Origin of the sequence: Leclercia barmai, assembly GCF_049312895.1 — a bacterium.
In the GTDB taxonomy this organism is placed as follows: Bacteria; Pseudomonadota; Gammaproteobacteria; order Enterobacterales; family Enterobacteriaceae; genus Enterobacter; species Enterobacter barmai.
Genome location: NZ_JBMNWZ010000008.1, coordinates 71,330 through 88,551, shown reverse-complemented (window position 1 = coordinate 88,551; position 17,222 = coordinate 71,330). Strand labels below are relative to the sequence as shown.

At 44.8% G+C, this 17,222-nt stretch carries 15 protein-coding genes; 8 read left to right on the top strand and 7 right to left on the bottom strand.

What is annotated here, in order from left to right; translation table 11 throughout:
• Positions 1-85: 85 nt before the first annotated feature.
• The 3 genes from ACOYA6_RS21565 to ACOYA6_RS21555 all read right to left on the bottom strand — a co-directional run bounded on the left by ACOYA6_RS21565 (position 86) and on the right by ACOYA6_RS21555 (position 1,470).
• The gene (locus tag ACOYA6_RS21565; RefSeq protein ID WP_422655391.1) at positions 86-499 is read right to left on the bottom strand and encodes a hypothetical protein; all 414 of its coding nucleotides are present in this window, start codon (positions 497-499) and stop codon (positions 86-88) included.
• Between the two features lie 50 nt (positions 500-549).
• Complete coding sequence (locus tag ACOYA6_RS21560; protein ID WP_148569867.1) at positions 550-1,239, bottom strand: hypothetical protein; 690 nt, start codon at positions 1,237-1,239, stop codon at positions 550-552.
• A 69-nt stretch (positions 1,240-1,308) separates the two neighbouring features.
• On the bottom strand, positions 1,309-1,470 hold the full coding sequence (locus tag ACOYA6_RS21555; protein ID WP_422655390.1) for a hypothetical protein: 162 nt from the start codon (positions 1,468-1,470) through the stop codon (positions 1,309-1,311).
• Between the two features lie 724 nt (positions 1,471-2,194).
• Between ACOYA6_RS21555 and pifC the strand changes: the two genes are divergently transcribed.
• Entirely contained in the window at positions 2,195-3,283 is a 1,089-nt protein-coding gene (pifC, locus tag ACOYA6_RS21550) for a transcriptional repressor PifC (protein ID WP_422655408.1), read from the top strand.
• A 1-nt stretch (position 3,284) separates the two neighbouring features.
• The gene (locus tag ACOYA6_RS21545; protein ID WP_422655389.1) at positions 3,285-5,513 is read left to right on the top strand and encodes a KAP family P-loop NTPase fold protein; all 2,229 of its coding nucleotides are present in this window, start codon (positions 3,285-3,287) and stop codon (positions 5,511-5,513) included.
• Positions 5,514-5,986: 473 nt separating this feature from the next.
• Here ACOYA6_RS21545 and ACOYA6_RS21540 read toward each other — a convergent pair whose 3' ends face one another.
• Together ACOYA6_RS21540 and ACOYA6_RS21535 are read right to left on the bottom strand one after the other, a co-directional pair.
• Complete coding sequence (locus ACOYA6_RS21540) at positions 5,987-6,700, bottom strand: siderophore-interacting protein (RefSeq protein WP_422655388.1); 714 nt, start codon at positions 6,698-6,700, stop codon at positions 5,987-5,989.
• On the bottom strand, positions 6,697-6,807 hold the full coding sequence (locus ACOYA6_RS21535; RefSeq protein ID WP_422655407.1) for a GntR family transcriptional regulator: 111 nt from the start codon (positions 6,805-6,807) through the stop codon (positions 6,697-6,699). The genes ACOYA6_RS21540 and ACOYA6_RS21535 overlap by 4 nt, the downstream gene beginning before the upstream one ends.
• 636 nt (positions 6,808-7,443) lie before the next feature.
• On the opposite strand from ACOYA6_RS21535, the gene ACOYA6_RS21530 reads away from it, so the two are divergent.
• Both ACOYA6_RS21530 and ACOYA6_RS21525 read left to right on the top strand, forming a co-directional pair.
• Positions 7,444-9,306 (top strand): beta-glucoside-specific PTS transporter subunit IIABC, encoded by a 1,863-nt coding sequence (locus ACOYA6_RS21530; RefSeq protein ID WP_422655387.1) that lies wholly within the window; start codon positions 7,444-7,446, stop codon positions 9,304-9,306.
• A gap of 11 nt (positions 9,307-9,317) precedes the next feature.
• Positions 9,318-10,721: a glycoside hydrolase family 1 protein gene (locus ACOYA6_RS21525; RefSeq protein WP_422655386.1), complete on the top strand. Its 1,404-nt coding sequence runs from the start codon at positions 9,318-9,320 to the stop codon at positions 10,719-10,721.
• 101 nt (positions 10,722-10,822) lie between these two features.
• On the opposite strand, the gene ACOYA6_RS21520 is transcribed toward ACOYA6_RS21525, so the two are convergent.
• A complete protein-coding gene (locus ACOYA6_RS21520; protein WP_422655385.1) occupies positions 10,823-12,004 on the bottom strand; it encodes an MFS transporter in 1,182 nt (393 codons plus the stop codon).
• 100 nt (positions 12,005-12,104) lie between these two features.
• Here ACOYA6_RS21520 and ACOYA6_RS21515 point away from each other — a divergent pair, with 100 nt between their 5' ends.
• Positions 12,105-12,899 carry an AraC family transcriptional regulator gene (locus tag ACOYA6_RS21515; RefSeq protein WP_422655384.1) on the top strand — a complete coding sequence of 265 codons (795 nt, stop codon included), beginning with the start codon at positions 12,105-12,107 and terminating at the stop codon, positions 12,897-12,899.
• Between the two features lie 48 nt (positions 12,900-12,947).
• Here the strand turns inward: ACOYA6_RS21515 and ACOYA6_RS21510 are convergent, their stop codons facing one another.
• A complete protein-coding gene (locus tag ACOYA6_RS21510; protein WP_422655383.1) occupies positions 12,948-14,399 on the bottom strand; it encodes a Na+/H+ antiporter NhaC family protein in 1,452 nt (483 codons plus the stop codon).
• A 270-nt stretch (positions 14,400-14,669) separates the two neighbouring features.
• On the opposite strand from ACOYA6_RS21510, the gene ACOYA6_RS21505 reads away from it, so the two are divergent.
• The 3 genes from ACOYA6_RS21505 (at position 14,670) to ACOYA6_RS21495 (ending at position 17,149) form a co-directional block, all read left to right on the top strand.
• A complete protein-coding gene (locus tag ACOYA6_RS21505; protein ID WP_422655382.1) occupies positions 14,670-15,341 on the top strand; it encodes a helix-turn-helix transcriptional regulator in 672 nt (223 codons plus the stop codon).
• Between the two features lie 180 nt (positions 15,342-15,521).
• The gene (locus ACOYA6_RS21500) at positions 15,522-15,902 is read left to right on the top strand and encodes a RidA family protein (protein ID WP_422655381.1); all 381 of its coding nucleotides are present in this window, start codon (positions 15,522-15,524) and stop codon (positions 15,900-15,902) included.
• An 80-nt stretch (positions 15,903-15,982) separates the two neighbouring features.
• Complete coding sequence (locus ACOYA6_RS21495; protein ID WP_422655380.1) at positions 15,983-17,149, top strand: MalY/PatB family protein; 1,167 nt, start codon at positions 15,983-15,985, stop codon at positions 17,147-17,149.
• The last annotated feature ends 73 nt before the right edge of the window (positions 17,150-17,222 follow it).

Below are 17,222 nucleotides of genomic sequence, written 5' to 3'. Positions count from 1 at the left end.
CAGCGATGATCCCGATAGTCACTGGAGGTGGTGGATGACAGCAATGAAGGTCACCGGCCAGGGGACGGCGGCCCGGGATGAATCCTTAATGGGCCTGCCACGGCGAGAAGTCGGGCAGTGTGCCCACGACACGGTATTTGCCCGGATATTGCAGCTGGCTGCCGCCGCGCGTCCATACCCTTACCACAAAGTCTCCGCCCTGTTCTGCTTCCGTCTGCAGGCGATCGGACTGCTCCAGAAGGATGTGCACCACGAACGGTGTATCGCTGCCGTCTTCAAAAAGGAGTTCCAGCGCGGCACGGCCTTCAGGCTCGCCCTTGCTGATGATAACGTACTGCGAGCCACGCACCTCCTTCAGGAGCGCTTCAGATGCATCCGGAACCAGTAAGCGAGCGGCACCGGCGTTCCAGCTCAGAAAAAGATACCCGACTCTGGCCTGCTCTGACTGCCAGTAGTCCGTGTGTTTAATAGCCTGTCCTTCATTCACTACAGAAATCATGTCTGAAATCCCTTTTAATAATGTCAGAGGGTGAAATCATTATTTTAAGGTTAGCTGCGTCTTTGTTTTCGTTCATGACGCAGAACACGCAGCATTACAGGTTGCGCTGACCAGGCTGACTTATTGAGACGGGAGCGCGGCAGTTTGCAGAGTCTGCGCAGGAGTCTGGCAAGGTGTATAGCTTTCAGCCCCATCCGTGAAGACTCATATTGCCGTGCACTGAAGTAATATTCGCGATCCGGAGGCCACGAATTTTCCCAGCCATCTTCGATTGCCCGCATTGCCTCATTGCGCATTACCGGCAGCTCCCGGATACGATACATGAGATCTGCCGGTAGGCTCCGCCAGTCACCGGACACCGTTTCAAAATTAAGTGGGACGGGAAAACTTATTTTAGACACGCGCTCAGCTTGTCGGTTAGGCTCATAAAACAGCTCACCGTCATCACTGGCAACAGCTGCACAGTCTTCAGCATACTGCTCTAGGAGAGTAATCAGTTCCGTCGCGATAAAAAGCCGCTCCCGTTCCAACTTATCGTCTGACACCTGTCTTTCACGCTGGAGCGTGAACCGGTGCGTCAGCCAGATACCTGTCAGAGTAATACCGCCGGCCAGCAGACCAGTTATCAGCCCTGTAGCCACGTTTCCCCAAATACCAGTCCCCTGGGTTATCAGCTGCACGGTAACCGGATGGGATATCGCAGTAGCTACGCTATCTGCCGTGGCCTGAATATCTTCCATTGATCTTTTACCTCTTTATATTTCTGAGAAATCCCGCCAGCAGTTTTTGATGGGGGGCGACAGACAATATCAATCATCAAGCGTCGCTAGGTATGAAAGCAGACGATCGACATTCTCGTCACAGAGCGTCAGGTGGAAAAGCTGTTCATCCTTTTCATGCAGCTCTGTTAATCCTTCTCCATCTGGCACACTACCCAGAGGATAGTCGTCCACCAAGGCAGCATTTTTCACGAAACACCATGTATTCAGGCCGCGCTCAAAACGAGCAAGACGTCTGTTTTCAAAAAGTAACCATGAATAACAGATCGCCTGACTTGATGATTCGTAACCAGATACGCTGGTGACCGAGCTGCGCCAGCGACCTATACATGCTCGTCATATCAACTTTCTTCTTACCGCCCATCAAAAGCGTTCCCCTTTAAATAGTCACCAAGAGTAATTATGACGAGCGGTTCAATCGTCTGCCCGCCCCGCATCTGTCATCCGGATGATTTTCCCCTGCCATTATCATTTACAGGCTAATAATAAGCAGCAATATAGAAACTACGTTAAATTACCGGATGACCGTTTTACGTTGATCCGAGTTTTTGCATATTTACAAGTTTCCGGAAGTGTACCGCGGTCAGGAAATAAGCAAAGCGGCAATATCTGCCGCTGCACGACGGGTACCGTTCAGGACCTGAAACACCGCTCAGGCTCTGTCATCCCTAATATAGGTCATAAATTTTTTTCGTATCACGGAAATTTTCCGGCGGCAGGAGAGAAGATCCGGGACTCAGGGTTTTCGGATCTCTGCTGAAATGAGAAGAGAAAGGTACAAGTATACTAACCTCATCATCACTTTCAGCAATGACTGCGCTATCACAAATCACAGCTTTAAAGGACATAAATTAGTAACACACCTTATGAATGCTAGGTTAGCATAATGAGCAAAACAAAGATAAAAGGAACGATGATGCTCAGCCAGCTTAACCTGCGTTTTCACAAAAAGCTGATCGAGGCGCTGAAAGTGCGCGCCGGTCGCGAAAATACTTCGGTCAACGCCCTGGCCGAACGCTTCCTCGATGACGGCCTGAAAACAGTCGCGCCCGGCGACGGGTATTTTCAGCTGATCGCCGATCCGGAGGCCACCGTCCGGCAGCTGTACCGGCATATCATTCTTGGCCAGACCTTCGGTACCGCACTTGTCTCCCGGGATGAGCTGCGCTTCATTCTGGTTCATGCCCGGGAGGCCTTCATGCGCGGGCATAACAGGCTGGCCACCCTCCCGGCCATGGACACCCTGCTCGACATCACCCGCAACCTGCTGGCCTGGCAGGTGGAGCATGACCGTCCGGTGGATGGCCACTATATGAAGGGGATCTTCCGCCTGGCCGGGGAAAACTGGACGGAAGAATTTGATGCCTTCCGGGCAGGGCTGCGCCCGGTCGTGGATCAGATGTATGCCGAACACCTTCTGCGCCCGCTGGAGAGCGACTGTTTTAACCTGACGGAGATGCCGGATGCAGAGCTGGCAGAAATCTTCACCCTGCCGCGGCTGAAGGCCGTTTTGCCGCTGGTTCTGCGCGGGCTGGACTGGACAGAAGGGAATGCCACCGCCCTGGCACAGGATCTGCGCCCGGCGATCCCGGCCGTGACGGAAACTATTGAGGCCGGCACGCTGCGCCTCCAGATCCGCACCGACGGCCAGCATCCCGGCGAGCGCCCGGGGGCCTGGTACAGCACGCCGCGCCTGCACGTGCTCATCACCGGCCAGGACTTCGTGGTGCCGTACGGCTGGGAAGCATTCTCTGAACTGCTGGGCCTGCTCACGCTGTACGCCCGTCATCCGGAAGCCCTGGCGCACGGCCATCAGGGGGAACGCGTGATGTTCTCCCCGCCGGGACACGTATCAGAGGAGGGATTTTTCGGCATCGACGGGCTGCGGATTTTTATGACGGCGGAGGCCTTTGACACCCTGGTCCGCGAGCTCACCACGAAATGTGCGGAAGGCACACTGGCAGAGGCCCTGACCGGGTTGCGCTGCCTGTACGGAGACCTGTGATATGGCTGATACTGACGCAATGAGACTGGATCAGTCTGTCACCAGCCCGGAACAGGATCGCTATGGCTTCCGCTATATTGCCTCACAACTGGCAAAGTCTGTTCAGGCTATTGGTCGCGAAGGAAACGCCGTTATCGGTATTGAGGGAGCCTGGGGCTCGGGAAAAACCAGTCTGCTGAACCTGCTGCGTGCAGCACTGGATGAGGAGGATAAGGAGGATAACACCTATGTCCTGAATATCTCCCCCTGGCTTGATGGCAGTGATACCAGTCTGGTGGCGTCGTTACTGCTTCCGGTTGCTGGCATCATTGCTGCAGAGGAAGAGCGCCGGCTTTCACATGAAGAGCGGGAAAGCCTCGAAAAGAAAAAGACGATGACCCGGACCGCCAGAACAATCATGGACTATACCAGAGCGACGGCCCGCCATCTGGCTCCGCTGGCTCAGGCCGCGACGGTGATCCCGGGCGTACCTGATGCGAGCGGTGCGCTGAACGCGCTGTCGGAAACCGGATGGTTAAAAGAAAAGCAAAAAACCGCCGCGGAGATGCGTACCGAAATCGCAGAAAAAATTGTCGAAATGGATCTCAGCTTTATTATCCTGCTCGATGATCTGGACAGGCTGGAACCCGCACAGGCCGTGGAAGTTGTCCGCCTGGTCAAATCCGTCGCTGATTTCCCCCGTTTCCGCTACATACTCTGCTATGACAAAAGAGTGCTGGCGCAGGCCATCAAGAAAGGACTGGGCGTGGAAGATGGCGAACTTTACCTGCAGAAAATCGTGCAGATTTCGTTCAGTCTGCCAAGGCCGGAATCATTTGACCTGCGCCGGGAGTTTCTGTCAGGCGTTGTAAGGCTGTATGAAACCGTTAATGGAACGCCTCCAGGTGAAGAGTTTATCGATGATTTAAACCGGGTAACGGATATTTACGGTGCGGCACTGAGCACCCCGCGTGAGGTACACCTGGCGCTGAATAATCTGAGCTTCAGGTACAGAGGTATACGCGATTATGTTTATCTACCAGACCTTTGTTTCCTGCAGTTGCTCCGTACAACTAACTCCGGGCTCTATAGCTGGGCAGAAGAATATCTGACAGAGCGGGCTATCGTGGAATCCGGGGACGGAAGTGTCAGCAACGAGGAACAAAAATTACTGGTGCAAAATTTGGTTGATTGTCTGTCTCATTTCCGTTCCTCAGCAGCAAAATCAGCAACCTCCCTGAGTCACTGGATTCCGGGAATTTCAGGGTATCAGGCTGCTAATCTGAAATTGTTCGTTCAGGCAGACGAGGAAGAAAAAGCAATAATGACAGCCAACCGCCGTCTCGGGAGCTCCGCATACTGGCGTTATTACTTTGCATTTTCTTCACCTCAGAACGTTCTGCCGCCAGCGTTTTTTGATGAGTTATTCCGTAAAAGCAGCCATCCCGACGAACATCCATCGATGACCCTGGAACTCTTGGACAGGATTGACAGCAATGGTGTGTCCTCGCGCACCTGGTTTGAGCATATATTGAGCCAGCTGACCTGGCCGATGATAAAAGTACGCACAGCCGCAGAATGTTATGGTCTGCTGGCATTCTTCTTCAATTCAGGTGATGAGATACATGCACGTTACCGGCATAGAAATCGCTGGTTTTCCCGGTATGATCTCGATGTAAACAAAGTAGCTGCTCGTCTTCTGAAAAGGTTGCTGGATATTGACCGGGAGAAGGCGATAGAAACCCTGCTTTCATTGACGATAAAAGGAACCGCCTGGGTCTGGATTGCACATTATCTCCGCGATTTGCTGTGGCAGAATGGGCTGGCCGGCCACCGGCCCGAGCCGGAACGTGAGCGTATACTAAAAGATGATGAACTGAACTCTGTTCGCCATCAATTCTGCGAAAGACTGAACGACGGTGAACTGAAGTCACTGTTTGACCGGGAAGATGTGCTGGGTGGTTTTGTCTGGGCCTGGCAGGACATTGCAGGTCCTGAATCGGTTATATCTTGGATCGCCCAACAAAGTGACAGTGATAAAGCATTTCTGATGTTGTTACTGAGCCTGCGTTCACACATTATCTCCAGTGAAACCGGACACTATCTGGCCCTGAAAATAAGGGATATCGCTCACCTGTTCGGAGAAGAGAACAGGCTCCTGAAAAGACTGGACCGTATAGAGTCCGAAGAGAATTACCCGGATCTGGTAAAAGAAGTCAGGACCGCTATCCACCTCAGTAAGTCACACTGACGCCGCTGGCATGCTGATATTTCAGCTCTGTTCAGGTACCGGACCGGGAACTTCAAATCTGAGTTAGCTGACGTTAAAAAAACAGAAGTGAGGAATGTCCGCTTTGTGCCAGAAGCGGACGTAATTAACCTATCCAAAGCTATCTCGTGCTTACAGCAAGTTTAGCCGCGAAGCATAAAACTCTCCAGTTGCTCTGTCCATACCTTTGATAACGCTACTTTTCTTCAATATGGCTGACTCTAAATGCGTGGAGAAAAATGAGTGTGACTGACCACATAGTCCCAATTATTACGTGGCGATTCACTTAAGGACAAAATGCTCTTCTGAGGCCCGTGTAGCAACGTAAGCCTAAAAAAATACATTCTGGCTTATAAAGGATAAAGATTGTGGATATTATCTAAAACAGCACAGGCCCGAGGCTATCGGTTCCAGCGCTGTTTAAATCACAGAGTGGAGTAACTGCCAGAGCGTGATTAATCATCAATATCGCGATGATCAGCTTCCCCTGATTTCCAGTAAGCCGTAATGGTGGTATTTTTCCTGCTACGGCCAAAAGCCTGAAAAAGATATCTACGCAGAGGAATAACTACGCTGTGCTCACCGGAGCCCCATACCATCTCAGGGCTATTTTCCTGAATCCAGGATATCACATGGTCTGCCAGTTCATTATCATCATTAAGCCAGGTCAGCGATAAGACAGCCCGGGTATCAGGCACCGTATAAGTCGCTTCCGTCTTTTTCGCAACGAAAGCCTTAACAATAACATTTTCTTCTAGCGCTTCGATGATCGCAAAAATCCCCGGTATTGCAGTTTCATCGCCAAATAAGAGTAGAGATTGAATACCTTCAATAGCAAGACCTTCACGTGGGCCGGCAATTCTGATGACATCGCCTTTCTGAGCAGAACGGCTCCAGCTGGCTGCAGGACCTTCGCCATGCTGTACAAAATCCAATACCAACTCATTCTGCGTGCGTGAAATGCTACGAATAGTATAAGCACGTCCTGGTCCTTCTGGCTCATCGGGTCCGGTGAAAAATACCTTTACCCAGGCTGCTGGTAGTGCATCAGCAAATTCCGCAATGGATACCCCCCCGAGGTGGATACGTTTCATACGCTCGTTAAGATCACTTACGTGGGTGACGTGTACCGGTCGTAGTTGTCTAATTTTCTGTTTATTCATATTCATAATCTATCAAGCGCCTCACGCACTACATTCAGACTAACGTCAAAACGACTAGTCAGTTCAGAAATTTTAAACTTACTGCCTGGTATGAACTGGCCTGTAAGTATCAACTCACGTATCAAGGCATAAATCGTCTCGCTTCACGATTTTGCCATGTCACATATTCAGAGGTATCCAATTTTTCATGTGCCTGAAAGCACCTTTTTAAGCATTTATTTTCATAGCCCCGCATGCACCGAATGGATATTCCCACAAAATATCTATTAATGTCAAAAAACATTTCATTCATCGTAGGTCATTTATTTAAATATCTTTTGTTTGTTAACAGATTTTACGGGAAAGCAATGGATGGCATAAAGCCATGATTAAAGGTGGAACAACCGTGGGGTTAAATAGCTTAGCGCTCCACCGATGCAACTGTAAGAGACGTATGATTTTTCTCGAGGATTCATTCCCATTAATAATACGGTTTTAAGTATCTCTTAAGAAAAGTATCTGTAAATCGCCTTTTTATAACGATAATCCGACAAGATGAGTTTGTTATGTTTTTTTTATGTCGTGACTGGTATACAACTTAACTGGCGAAAATGATGATTTTCTTCAGGGCGAAAACTCTGCAGAAGGCGTTATAAATTGTTTTTGTGACAAGACTGGATTGTTACTGCATATGCAGGCAAAACCTACTTCGAACCAATTTGGATTGGTTTGGGTGGGTTTTTTTTTGTTTTTCTGAAAGGTAAATACCTATGAAATATCAGTCACTTGCAGAATTCATAATTGATAGTGTTGGTGGGAATAAAAACATTAAAAGTGTCAATCATTGTGCAACCAGACTGCGCTTTGAGTTAAAAAATAATAGCATTGTTAATAAGAAAGTACTCCACGATCATGCAGATATAATTATGGTTGTTGAGAGTGGTAGCCAGCTTCAGATTGTGATCGGGAACACTGTTTCTGAGGTATTTCAGGCAATTGAAGCTTCAGGGGCTACGGAGGAGATGTTCACTGATAGGGTTGAGGATAAGGGGGATAAAGTAAAAGAAAGTTTATTCTCCCGATTTATTAACGTTGTTTCAGGTATCTTTACGCCTTTTCTGGGTGTACTTGCCGCTTCAGGTATCATGAAGGGGCTGCTGGCCCTTGCAGTAGTCTGTGGAATAATATCGGAATCAAGTGGAGCCTATAAGATTTTCTCAGCTGCCGGGGACGCTCTGTTCTATTTCTTTCCTCTGGTGCTGGGTTACACGGCGGGTAAAAGATTCGGTGGTTCTCCGTTCCTTTCAATGGTGATTGGTGGCGCTTTAATGCACCCAAGCATGATTGCGGCTTTTGAGGCTCAACTACAGTCGGGAGGGACGTCAGACACCTTTTTTGGTATCCCAGTTACATACATTAATTATGCTGGTTCAGTTATACCCGTTATTTTCGCATCCTGGCTAAGCAGTCTTGTCGAGAAGAATTGTAATAAAATACTGCCGTCAGCTGTAAAAAATTTATTTACTCCGTTTATCGCATTGGCCGTCGTCGTACCGTTCTCTTTTTTACTCATCGGTCCCATTGCTACCTGGCTTAGCCAGTCAATGGCGAACGCATTCCTGGCCGCATATGAGTTTGCACCAGCTGTTGCGGGTATCATAATGGGGGCATTGTGGCAGGTCTGCGTTATGTTTGGCCTGCACTGGGGTCTTGTACCCGTGATGCTCAACAATGTCACTGTGTTGGGTCATGACATTATGCAGCCATTGCTGGTGCCTGCTGTTGTAGGACAATTGGGTGCAGCTTTAGGTGTGTTTCTCAAAACAAAGGATTCGAAGCTAAAAGCGCTCTCAGGTTCAGCAGTGAGTGCAGCCATATTCGGCATTACAGAACCAGCTGTATACGGTGTCAACCTACCGAACAGAAAACCATTTATTTTCGGGTGTATTGCTGGCGCTGTTGGTGGGATGATAGTCGGCAGCTTCCACGGCAGTATTTACTCTTTTGGACTGACCAGCTTCTTTACCCTTGCACAAATGATCCCGCCTACCGGTATGGATATGACGGTATGGGGAGGTATTATCGGTACGCTTGTATCGCTGACACTTTCCACTGTCCTGACGCTGTTTTTTGGTTTGCCAAAGGCAGAACAGGTCATGATAGATAAAAATGACAATAGTGAAATAATTATTCAATCCCCGTTAACTGGGAAAGTTATAAACATCGTCGAGGTTAATGACCCCACTTTTTCCAGTGGATTATTAGGTCAAGGTGTAGGGATTATTCCAACATCAGGTAAAGTTGTTGCGCCATTTAATGGCGTAATTTCATCCCTGTTCAGTTCTAAACATGCAATCAACATGGTTAGTGATGATGGTGTCGAATTATTAATTCATGTCGGTATAAATACGGTCAGATTGAATGGTGAAGGGTTTATTGCTCATGTTAAATCTGGCGATAGCGTCAAAGCCGGAGAGCTTTTGCTTGAATTCGATATCGATTTTATTCAGAAGGCTGGATATTTATTGGATACACCAGTATTGATTAACAATAGTGATAGTTACAACGCGATACGTCTGACGGAAGAAGATAAAGTGACTTGTAACGCATTCTTAATGAGCGCCAATAAATGATGGAGGATAAAATGAAAAGATTTCCGGATAATTTTTACTGGGGTGGCGCCATTGCTGCAAACCAAGTCGAAGGGGCATGGAATCAGGACGGAAAAGGACTCTCAACCTCCGATGTTCAGCCTAAAGGTATTTTTGGTGGAGTGATTGCGCGTAAAGAAAACGTTAGCAGTATCAAAGATGTTGCCATCGACTTTTATCACCGGTATCCGGAAGATATAAAGTTATTTGCCGAAATGGGGTTTACCTGTCTGCGAGTGTCCATTGCATGGGCGAGGATTTTCCCTGATGGCGATGAACAAACTCCAAACGAAGCCGGTCTCGCTCATTATGATCGGTTGTTCGATGAGTTACTTAGCCACGGGATTACCCCTATGGTGACGCTATCTCACTACGAGATGCCGTGGAATTTAGTCACGCGTTACCATGGCTGGGGAAACCGGCTTCTTATTGACCTTTTTGTCAAATATGCAGAGACAGTGTTTGAGCGCTATAAAGATAAAGTTAAGTTATGGTTAACATTCAATGAGATAAACATGTCTCTGCACGCACCTTTGACTGGTGTTGGATTACCGGAAGGCAGCAGTCAGTCTGAAATATATCAGGCGATCCATCATCAACTAGTGGCCAGCGCTGTCGTGGTAGGGAAATGCCATGAAATTATTAGCGATGCAAAAATCGGTAACATGCTGCTGGGAGGACTATTGTATCCGCTTACCTGTAGCCCGGATGACGTTCTTAAAGCTATGGAAGAAAATCGCGGTTGGTTGTTCTTTGGTGATGTTCAGAGTAGGGGTTGCTACCCCGGTTATATGCTGCGTTTTTTCCGTGAAAACATGATTGAACTGGATATAACGGAACAAGACCGGGAGCATCTTAAGACGAACACGGTCGATTTTATCTCCTTTAGCTATTATAACAGTGGTTGTGCCAGCACGGATGACGAGATTATTGAAAAATCGCGTGGGAATATACTTAGCATGATTTCAAATCCTTTACTTCCATGCTCTGAATGGGGATGGACTATTGATGCGACGGGGATGCGGATCTTGCTAAATATCCTGTGGGATCGTTATCAAAAACCATTATTTATCGTCGAGAATGGTCTGGGGGCAAAAGACACTCTTAAAGATGACTTCACTGTAGATGATGATTACCGTATTGCATATTTGAACAACCACCTGTACCAGGTATACGAAGCAATAGAAGACGGTGTCGACGTAATGGGGTACACGTCTTGGGGCCCTATTGATCTAGTAAGCAATTCCACGGCAGAACTAGGTAAACGTTACGGATTTATCTATGTTAATCGCGATGATAAAGGACATGGTGATCTTGCTCGTTACCGTAAGGCAAGTTTTTATTGGTACCGTGATGTTATTCGCAGTAACGGAGAAACGCTGGTTCCCAAAATGTGATTTAAAAGAGTAGATGGTTGAGCCTGCTGGTTGCTGTAGGCGGTACCATGAAGCCTGATGGAGTAAACCCCGCTCAAACGAGCGGGGTTAAGGTGAACGTTTCAGATTGTCTTATTTCTACCTGCAAAGATACCAACTAGTGCCATAATTGCAGCCAATAAAATCCCTGCGTACAACGTTGAGAGCCAACTTCCTGAAAGTGCATACATTTTACCAGCCAGGGCAGGTCCAAATGCTCCAATCAGGAAGTTAACACACTGAGCCATACCTGATAGTGATGCGGCTTCTTGTGGGCTGGATGTTCTGAGGCCAATGAACATTAGAGAAATTATCAATGCACCTCCACTGCCCATGCCAAACATAAAAGCCCAAATAAACGCAAATGATGGCTGATAAATGAATCCGCCCAGTGCCACTAACTGAAGGATGCTTAACAGCGCTGCAGCAAGACGCTGATCTCTCATTCTGGCAACAATTGGACCAAGGACTAACCCAGGCACAATTGAGGCAAGTTGCATAAAGCCATGTATAGACCCTGCGGCTTCTCTGGTATTACCTGCGTCCGTTAAAATAGAAGGTAACCAGGTCACAATTGCATAAAAAATTATTGAGTTAAGTGACATGAATAAAGTCACTTGCCACCCGAGCATTGAGGACCAGACGTTTTTATTGCTCTTCCCGAGAGATGTCATTACGGGGGATCGGTTCCCTTCCTGGCCTATTCTAAGGATCACTAGCAGTAGTGCAATACCTGGAAAAACCAATGAACATGCCAGCGCGGTCTGCCATCCAAAATAGTTCATCAATGGGACAGCGGTTGCTGATGTTAAAGCCGCTGAAAGCCCAATAGCCATTCCATAATTGCCTGTAACTTTGGCAATTTTATTTGGGAAGTCACGTTTTACCATTCCGGGTAGCAGAACGTTACCTATAGCAATGCTAACGCCAATCAACACTGTGCCAAAGTATAATTGCCATTCCTGTCCTGCGGAGCGTATGCATACTCCAACAATCATAATAAGCAGAGCTATCACAATTGATTTTTCAAAACCGATGTACCGGGACAGTTTTCCTGCAAAAGGAGCAATCAGTCCTAACGCTATGAGAGGAAATGCGGTTATGAAACCTGCCATAGTACTTGTCAATGATAATTCTGACTGGAGTGTTTGCACCAGTGGGCCAACACCCAGTATTGGGGCTCTAAGCGTCGTTGCAATTGCCAACAAGCTGATAAGTATCAAAGCTGGCTTTTTGACTTGAGCCGCCAGACGTTTTTGTTCCATGAATAGTCTCTACATGTATAAAAGTTGGCCTAAGGTAACAACTTCCCCAGTGGAAAAATATAGATATAATGACTTTCTATACCTAAAAATGGACAAATTTATGAAACCAGTACGAACAGCTGAACTATGGGATTTCGATGGAAATGATTGTTTGGGTCCTGTCGCAGGCATGAAAATTGGAATGTCCATGGATGCACTACTGCCTTTTCATGTGCATAGACATGGTCAGCTAGTGATGTCACTCTCAGGTGCTGTATCTTGCGAAGTTGTAAATCAACTCTGGGTAGTTCCGCCTCAGTGTTGCGTCTGGATCCCTGGTGATATGCCACATAGTATTCGTGCTACAACAGATGTCAGGCTATGTATGCTCTTTATTGAACCAGTGTTTACCGCGGAATTACCGCTCAACTGTTGCACTATCTCTGTTTCTCCATTAGTGCGTGAACTAATTTTAGATATCACTGAACAGCCATCAGACTATGTGAAGGGTAGCTTGACGTTTCTTAAAGCTTCCGTCCTTCTTGAAGAATTAAATAAAATGCCTATTGAAAATTTCTGTTTGCCTATTTCAAAAGAACCAAAGTTAACCAAGATAATAGATACATGGCTCGCAGATCCCTCAGACAGAAGAACTTTGACAGAGTGGAGTAAATTTCTTGGTATGAGCAGCAGAACATTATCAAGATTAATAGTTAAAGAAACAGGATTAACTTTCGGGAAATGGCATCGGCAATTACATTTAAATATAGCTATGAGAAATCTATCTAGGGGAGACTCTGTTCAAAGAGTCGCCAATGATTTGGGTTATGATTCAGTAAATGCTTTTATCACAATGTTCAAAAATTTGGCAGGGAAACCACCAGGAAGGTACTTTGCGGATCGCGATTTAAATTGATAGTCAATAATATTACACTGGCAGATATCTGCCAGTGTAATGATTTAATTATTTTTGAGAGTTAGCATCAGTAGAAACATCATGCATATTAATATCAACTCCATTGCTCGCTTCAATTTTGGTCATTGTTATCCCAAAATATCCATATAAAACTGACAATACAGACGCAATGATATTAAAGAACATGAAGGGTATTACTGAAATAACGTTTATATTAAATGTGGCTGTTACAAACAGACCCGCTAAACCCCATGGAACAAACGGAGCCAGACAGGCACTAAGATTATTAATGATTCGGGTCGCATTTTCAGGTTTATATCCTAATTTTACAAATAAAGGAGTGAGGAGTGTACAATTGAGTATAATTGAGAAATAGTTAGTTGAAACTACCGCCAAACATAACACGCAACCCATGGTAGTCGCTGTAGTAAGTCCAAAGCGTGAAGTTATAACTTTGCTGAAAGATTCTACGATAACATCAAGTATCTGAGTACCTTTCAGTATTCCCCCCATACCGAGCGAGGCGATAATCATGCTGACTAAAGATAGCATGCTGGTAATACCACCACGGTTAAGTATTGGATCTAAGTACTGGTTACCTGTGGCGATCACAAAACCGTCAGCCATAAATTTTCCAACATCTGCTACGGAGAATCCTTGGTACAGAACTGCGATCAATAAGCCGACCAGGTTTCCCACAAGAATAGAAGTCAAAGCAGGTTGTTTAAAGATCAATAAACCAACGATGACGATTAATGGTAGCAATGTGAATGGAGATAATTTCATTAAATGATTCAGATCACCCATAATACTGTTTATCGTATCCGGCTGTAACGCCGTATCAATATAGGTGAAACCGTAAAACATATATAAAATAGTTGTGATTACTACTGCAGGAAGAATAATCTTGGCATTCTGTTTTACTAAAACCATTAAATCAACTTTTGAAGTGCTGGCTGCAAGCAGACAGTTATCAGCAGTTGGTGATAATGAGTTGCCAACATGTGCACCAGATACGGCAGCACCAACGACTATAGCAGGGTGAATACCAAGGCCAAGACCTACACCTAACATGGCTACACCTGCAGTACTCATCGTACCCCATGAGCTGCCAGTTGCAATAGAAACTATAGTGCAAAATAAAAATGCAATAACTAAAAACATTTGAGGAGTAACCAGACTTAGCCCCCAATATGTTAATGTAGGTATTGTTCCGGCACATAGCCAAACAGCGACCATACACCCAATTGACAGAAGGAGCGCGAAAACAGACACTCCGGACTTCAACATTTCATAAACAGTCCCCTCTACTTCAGCAATAGTATAACCTAATCTTAACGCAAATGGGGTTAGCACTAGCCATGATGCGAATAGCGCAATAATAATAGGGATTTTGAACACTGCCAGTGCAGCTATTATATATATAACCAGTGCACCGAGCGTGAAAAGGGCATAGCCCAGCGTAGGCTTTTTCTTTTTTTTGTTGATGGTTATCATCATGCGTACTCCTGGAATTATATATCTATGTAACTCATCGATAGTAGGGACTCATTTGTAAGCTCGAGGCTAAAAGATTCTGAACACATATTCCTTCGATTATCTGGAGCATGTGAAAACCATCTCACGTTACTTTTGTTTAGTCAATGAAGAAAAGTTCACCTTGTGTGATGCCTATCCCATTTTTCAAATTTGAAGAAAAAAAGTAAAATTGCAATGTCATCCTTTGAATATTAAAATCTCGCGTATAATAATTTCCTCAAAGGTTATGCTATGAAAAATAATGTGAAGTTTGACCATAACGACCATGCCATAATTAATTCTTATAAGTCTATTTTAGATGGTTTGTCTTTGTTTTTAGGTGACGGATTTGAATTTGTATTACATAGTTTGGAAGATCTTGATAGATCTGCAATCAAAGTTGTGAACGGACAATTTTCAAACAGGACAGAGGGGGCCCCCATTACTGATGTAGCAATGCAATTACTCAAGGAAATAAAGAAAAGTGGTGATAACAATAAAAACATGGTTTATGTTAATAATCAAAACTGTAGAAGTCCAATAAAATCAGCGACTTTACCAATCACCGGTTCTAACGGCAAAATTATAGGTCTACTTTGTATTAACTTTCATTTAAGTATCCCGCTGCATGATTTTTTGAGTGGATTCTTTAATATTTTTGATGAGAAAGCAATCAAGCCAATAAATGAAAACTACGCAACTAATTCAGAGTACCTAATTACATCAGCACTGGATGTCGCTAAAGCTGAAGTCCATAATAATGATAAAATTACAGCTTCAAATCATAATAAAATTATAATATCTCTTCTTTATGAAAGAGGTATATTCGAATTGAAAGATGCCGTTCACATTATTGCCAGCGATCTCAAAATATCTAAAAATACTGTATATTTGCACATAAGAAATTGTAGCAAGCAAGCCTAGTAAATATTTCTTTATATGAGCATGCCCCGGATATCAAAGGGGCATGCACTCTGGATTTCGGCATGTCTCACAGCCGTTATGTAACATGTTAAAAATGTGACGTGACGATAATTTACTTCATTGACTAAACTTTTTTAATGCTGTAGTTTGTTCTTTAGGTGAACAAATGAGGCTCATTCAATGAATATTATCAAGCACTTACATACGGACCTTGCTCCTTTAGCTATTGGTCCTTATTCCCAGGCTGTGATTGTAAACGACTGTCTGCATACATCAGGCCAGATTCCACTTGATCCTATTACAGGTGAAATTGTTGGAGGCGGTATTGAAGAGCAAACTCTTCAGGTAATGCGAAATCTTTCTGCAATTCTAAAGGAAGCCGGTAGTTCTTTTGAAAAGGTCTTTAAAACTACATGTTTTTTAGCAGATATGGATGATTTCGCTAAATTTAATGAAATCTATGCTGAGTATTTTGTAAGCAAACCTGCCCGTTCATGCGTTGCCGTCAGAACGCTTCCTAAAAATGTAAAATGTGAAGTTGAACTAATCGCAATCATTTGAGTTTAACTAAACGGTCATGTTTTTCGTTTTCAGTTTCGTTTGGGAAGCATAACGTGACCTCTTCTGAAAGGATCAAGAATATGTTATCTACCTACGATAAAAAAATAGATCGTAAAAATACTTCTTCCATGAAATGGGCAGGTATAAAAGATGGAGAAACCATAGCTGTTGGGGTTGCAGATATGGATTTCATGACCTCAGACGCTGTAGTTGCTGAAGTAAGGAAAGTGGCAGAAAAAGGGGTGTTTGGTTACTCTATTATTCAGGAAGGGTATTACAATTCGTTCATTAGTTGGTGTAATAAGCGTTATAACTGGCAAGTTAAAGAAGAATGGCTTAGCTATACTCCTGGGGTGATCGCGGGTATGGGGGGGGCGGTAAGAGCTTTCTCTGAAGTCGGAGATCATGTTATTTTCCAGACGCCGGCATTTTATTTATTAAATGAACTGACTGTAACTAACGATAGAATTCCAGTTAACAACCCTCTGGTTTTGAAAGATGGTAAATATCATATTGATTTTGATGATTTAGAGGAAAAAGCTAAACATCCTAAAGCCAAAATTTTTATGCTTTGTAATCCTCAAAACCCCTCTTGCCGGGTTTACACCAAGGAAGAGTTGACAAAGATTGCAGATATTTGTTTGAAAAATAATGTCCTGATTGTATCCGATGAGGTGCATTGCGATATGGTTTATCAGCCGCATAAACATATCCCTATTGCGTCCTTAAGCCCGGAAATTGCAGATATAACGGTAACCTGCCTTTCACCAACAAAAACTTTTAATATGGCAGGTTTGCAAACATCTGTTAACGTGATTTCTAATGATAATCTTCGTGCCAAATTTTCCAAAGAACTGCTTTCTCGTGACAGTAAACGACCAAATATTTTTGCTAACATTGGTTTCAAAGCTGCATACGAAAAGGGAGAAGAGTGGCTGGATAATACTCTTGAATATATCAAGGGGAACGTGGATTTTGTTATTAAATATATTGAGAGTAACATACCTGAGATGAACGTAATTTATCCAGAAGGTACATACCTTATCTGGATCGATTGCAGTCAAACCAAAATAAAAGGTTCTGAACTCAAATCATTTTTCCTGGAGAATGCTAATGTATTAGTTTCTGCTGGCTTAGAGTACGGGGAAAACTGTGCCAATTTTATTCGCATCAATCCTGCATGTCCCAGAGAGGTACTTGTAGAGGTTATGGATAGAATAAACCATTCTCTTCACTTAATTCGATGATACCCATGGATACTGGCTCCTTTGAGCCAGTATCCAACTATTATATAATTTTTCATGGCTTCGATTTAAATAA

Excerpts from the sequence above, each read along its gene's own strand:
- ACOYA6_RS21565 (WP_422655391.1), bottom strand. The coding sequence starts at position 499 with ATGATTTCTGTAGTGAATGAAGGACAGGCTATTAAACACACGGACTAC.
- ACOYA6_RS21560 (WP_148569867.1), bottom strand. The coding sequence starts at position 1,239 with ATGGAAGATATTCAGGCCACGGCAGATAGCGTAGCTACTGCGATATCC.
- pifC (WP_422655408.1), top strand. The coding sequence starts at position 2,195 with ATGCTCAGCCAGCTTAACCTGCGTTTTCACAAAAAGCTGATCGAGGCG.
- ACOYA6_RS21545 (WP_422655389.1), top strand. The coding sequence starts at position 3,285 with ATGGCTGATACTGACGCAATGAGACTGGATCAGTCTGTCACCAGCCCG.
- ACOYA6_RS21540 (WP_422655388.1), bottom strand. The coding sequence starts at position 6,700 with ATGAATATGAATAAACAGAAAATTAGACAACTACGACCGGTACACGTC.
- ACOYA6_RS21530 (WP_422655387.1), top strand. The coding sequence starts at position 7,444 with ATGAAATATCAGTCACTTGCAGAATTCATAATTGATAGTGTTGGTGGG.
- ACOYA6_RS21525 (WP_422655386.1), top strand. The coding sequence starts at position 9,318 with ATGAAAAGATTTCCGGATAATTTTTACTGGGGTGGCGCCATTGCTGCA.
- ACOYA6_RS21520 (WP_422655385.1), bottom strand. The coding sequence starts at position 12,004 with ATGGAACAAAAACGTCTGGCGGCTCAAGTCAAAAAGCCAGCTTTGATA.
- ACOYA6_RS21515 (WP_422655384.1), top strand. The coding sequence starts at position 12,105 with ATGAAACCAGTACGAACAGCTGAACTATGGGATTTCGATGGAAATGAT.
- ACOYA6_RS21510 (WP_422655383.1), bottom strand. The coding sequence starts at position 14,399 with ATGATGATAACCATCAACAAAAAAAAGAAAAAGCCTACGCTGGGCTAT.
- ACOYA6_RS21505 (WP_422655382.1), top strand. The coding sequence starts at position 14,670 with ATGAAAAATAATGTGAAGTTTGACCATAACGACCATGCCATAATTAAT.
- ACOYA6_RS21500 (WP_422655381.1), top strand. The coding sequence starts at position 15,522 with ATGAATATTATCAAGCACTTACATACGGACCTTGCTCCTTTAGCTATT.
- ACOYA6_RS21495 (WP_422655380.1), top strand. The coding sequence starts at position 15,983 with ATGTTATCTACCTACGATAAAAAAATAGATCGTAAAAATACTTCTTCC.